Genomic DNA, 3,194 nt, shown 5'->3' on the forward strand with positions numbered 1-3,194 from the left:
TCGACAGCGGCGTGACCCTGTTCGCCTCGCGTCGGCCCGCCGACTACCAGGTGCCCGGCCGCAACGCCTGCGGCCAGGCCGCGGCCCGCAGCGGCGGCTGCCGGGCGCTGATCGCCCTGCAGGGGCGCAGCCTGGGGGTGATGGGCGTGCGCGACGGCGCCGGCCGCCAGGGCACTATCGACGGCCGCGGCGACCTGCCGATGCTCGGCGGCAGCGACAGCTGGTGGCAGTTCGCGCGCAGCGCCAAGGCCGCCGGCCAGACCCAGAACGCGCCCGACCTGATCCGCGCGCAGGACGTCGCCGATCTGCAGCTCTACCACGTCAACCTGATCAATGCGCCGTACTTCCACGTTTTCGTGCACGGCGGCGACGGCGTCACCGTGTGGGGCGTGCGGGTCCGGGCGCCGGCCAACAGCCCCAACACCGACGGCCTCGATCTGGACAGCGTGCGCAATGCGACCCTGGCCGACAACGACGTGATGGCCGGCGACGACGGCATCGCGATCAAGACCAGCGCCGCGCGCTCGGCCGACATCACCGTGCGCGACTCGCGCTTCTACGGCACCCACGGCATCTCCATCGGCAGCGAGGTGATGTACGGCGTCGGCAACGTGCTGGTGGACGGCAATCGCCTGGTCGGCCACGACGCCGACGGCATCGTCGCCACCGACAACAACGGCCTGCGCATCAAGACCGGCCTGGTCAAGGGCGGACCGGTGCGCGACGTGCTCTACCGCAACACCTGCCTGTTCGATGTGGCCAAGCCCCTGGTGATCACGCCGCTGTACGGCCACGACCACGGCGGCAGCCGCAGCGGCAGCGTGCCGACCTTCGCCGGGATCGTGGTCGACGGACTGCGCGCGCAGGACACGCCCGCCGGCAAGGGCAGTACGGTGCAGGGCTACAGCGCCGCGACGCCGCTCGAGCTGGTGCTGGCGCACGTGGCCGCCGATGTCGCCACGCTGCATGCCAGCAATGCGCGCATCGGCGTGGACCAATCCGACCTGCGCTTGAGCGAGGACAGCAGCGCGGCCTCGACCTATGCGACCACGCTCGCCGGGTCGATTCCAGCCTGCAGCAGCGCGCCGGTGTTCCCGGCCCTGTAGCCCGCGCGCGCAACGCCGGCGGCCACTCGGCGCGCGCCCGCGTGGCGCGAGCGGTCGGTGCCCGCGTCTTGCTGCTTTGATGGGGTGCGCCGCCACGCACTGCAATCGTCCGCACGTGATGCCATGGCCCTGTCACACCACAGCGTTCCGCCGCCTAGCTGCGGACATCGCGCGCGTTCTTTTGCGCGTGATGCGGCAGCGCGCTTGATCCGGATCAATGCCCGCGCGTCGGCCGGCGCGCATAGTGCACGCGTCCTCCAAGCGAGCCGCGATCATGGCGTTCACTGTTGCAGTCCTGAGGGAAGAACAGGCCGAGGAGCGCCGCGTGGCGATGGTGCCCGCGGTGCTGCCGAAGCTGGCCAAGTTGGGCGCACAACTGCGCCTGCAGGCCGGTGCCGGCAGCGGTTCGCGACTGCCGGATACGGCCTATGCCGGCGCCACCGTGCTCGACGATGCGCAAGAGGTGGTGGCCGGCGCGGACCTGCTGCTGGCGGTGCAGGCGCCATCGCTGCGCACGGTGGCGGCGCTGCGCCCGGGCAGCATGCTGATCGCGATGCTGTACCCGGCCAAGGTGCCGGGCCTGCTGGAGCTGCTGTGCGAACGCCGCATCACCGCCTTCGCGATGGAGACGGTGCCGCGCATCAGCCGCGCGCAGGCGCTGGATGTGCTGTCCAGCCAGGCCGCGCTGGCCGGCTACTACGCGCCGCTGCTCGGCGCCGTGCACCTGCCGCGCATCCTGCCGATGATGACCACCGCGGTCGGTTCGCTGCGCGCCGCGCGCGTGCTGGTGATGGGCCTGGGCGTGGCCGGCCTGCAGGCACTGGCCACCGCGCACCGGCTTGGCGCGATCACCGAAGGCTACGACGTGCGTCCGGAAACCCGCGAGCAGGCGCAGTCGGTCGGCGCGCGCTTCGTCGACACCGGCATCGACGCACGCGGCGAGGGCGGCTATGCGCGCGAACTCAGCGCCGAGGAGCGGGCCAAGGCCGCGGCGGTGCTGACCCAGCACATCCAGCAGGCCGATCTGATCATCACCACCGCCAACGTGCCCGGGCGCACCGCGCCGATCCTGATCGACCGCGAGCAGATCGCCGGCATGAAGCCCGGCGCGGTGATCGTGGATCTCGCCGCCGACAGCGGCGGCAACTGCGAAGGCTGCGTGCCGGGGCAGACCGTGGAGGTCGGACCGGTCACCCTCGTCGCCCCGCGCAACGTGCCTTCGGCGTTGGCCCAGCACGCCAGCGAGCTGTACGCCAAGAACCTGCTGGGGCTGCTCGACCTGCTGGTGCGCGACGGCGCACTGGCGCCGGACTTCGACGATGCGGTGGTCGCCGGCACCGCGCTCACCCATGACGGCCGCCTCTGCCACCCACCGGTGCCGGCTGCCGCGCCCGTTCCCACCAAGGAGTCCTGAGTCATGTCCCTCGATCTGTCGATGAGCTGGCTGATCGCGTTGTACGTGTTCATGCTGGCCGCGTTCACCGGCTACGAAGTGATCGGCAAGGTGCCGTCGATCCTGCACACGCCGCTGATGTCCGGGTCCAACTTCGTCCACGGCATCGTCGTGGTCGGCGCGATGCACGCGCTGTTCAATGCCGACACCGTCGCCGGCCAGGCGATCGGTTTCGTCGGCGTGCTGCTGGGCGCCGGCAATGCCGCCGGCGGCTACGTGGTCACCGACCGCATGCTGGCGATGTTCAAGCCCAGCGCCGCGCCAGCCGCGAAGGAGTAGCGCCATGCTCTCGCTCCTGGTGGAACTGAGCGGGTTCGCCGCCGCGTTGCTGTTCATCCTCGGCCTCAAGCGCATGTCCTCGCCGGTGACCGCGCTGCGCGGCATCGTCCTGGCCGGGATCGGCATGCTGGTGGCGGTGGCCGCCGCCTTCGGCTATCTCGCCGACCTGCAGCCCGCGGCGCGTCCGCACGCGCTGACCAACCTCGCACTGGCGCTGCTGGCGTTGCTGCTGGGCGGTGCCTGGGCCTGGCGCAGCGGCCGCCGTGTCGCGGTGACCGCGATGCCGCAGATGGTGGCGCTGTACAACGGCATGGGCGGCGGCGCCGCCGCGGCGGTGGCCGCGGTCGCGCTGACCG

The 3,194-nt window shown here is 71.8% G+C and carries 4 protein-coding genes; all 4 read left to right on the plus strand.

Annotation, left to right across the window (positions count from 1 at the left end; all coding sequences use genetic code 11):
* A partial coding sequence (locus D588_RS0122220) for a glycosyl hydrolase family 28 protein (RefSeq protein ID WP_017917564.1) occupies nucleotides 1–1,106 on the plus strand: 1,106 nt, incomplete at its 5' end.
* 274 nt (nucleotides 1,107–1,380) lie between these two features.
* Complete coding sequence (locus tag D588_RS0122225; RefSeq protein ID WP_026143998.1) at nucleotides 1,381–2,520, plus strand: NAD(P) transhydrogenase subunit alpha; 1,140 nt, start codon at nucleotides 1,381–1,383, stop codon at nucleotides 2,518–2,520.
* Between the two features lie 3 nt (nucleotides 2,521–2,523).
* The gene (locus D588_RS0122230; RefSeq protein WP_017909700.1) at nucleotides 2,524–2,838 is read left to right on the plus strand and encodes an NAD(P) transhydrogenase subunit alpha; all 315 of its coding nucleotides are present in this window, start codon (nucleotides 2,524–2,526) and stop codon (nucleotides 2,836–2,838) included.
* 4 nt (nucleotides 2,839–2,842) lie between these two features.
* On the plus strand, nucleotides 2,843–3,194 hold a 352-nt coding region (locus D588_RS0122235), incomplete at its 3' end, for an NAD(P)(+) transhydrogenase (Re/Si-specific) subunit beta (protein WP_026143999.1).

It is taken from the genome of Xanthomonas sp. SHU 308, from assembly GCF_000364645.1.
GTDB lineage: Bacteria > Pseudomonadota > Gammaproteobacteria > Xanthomonadales > Xanthomonadaceae > Xanthomonas_A > Xanthomonas_A sontii.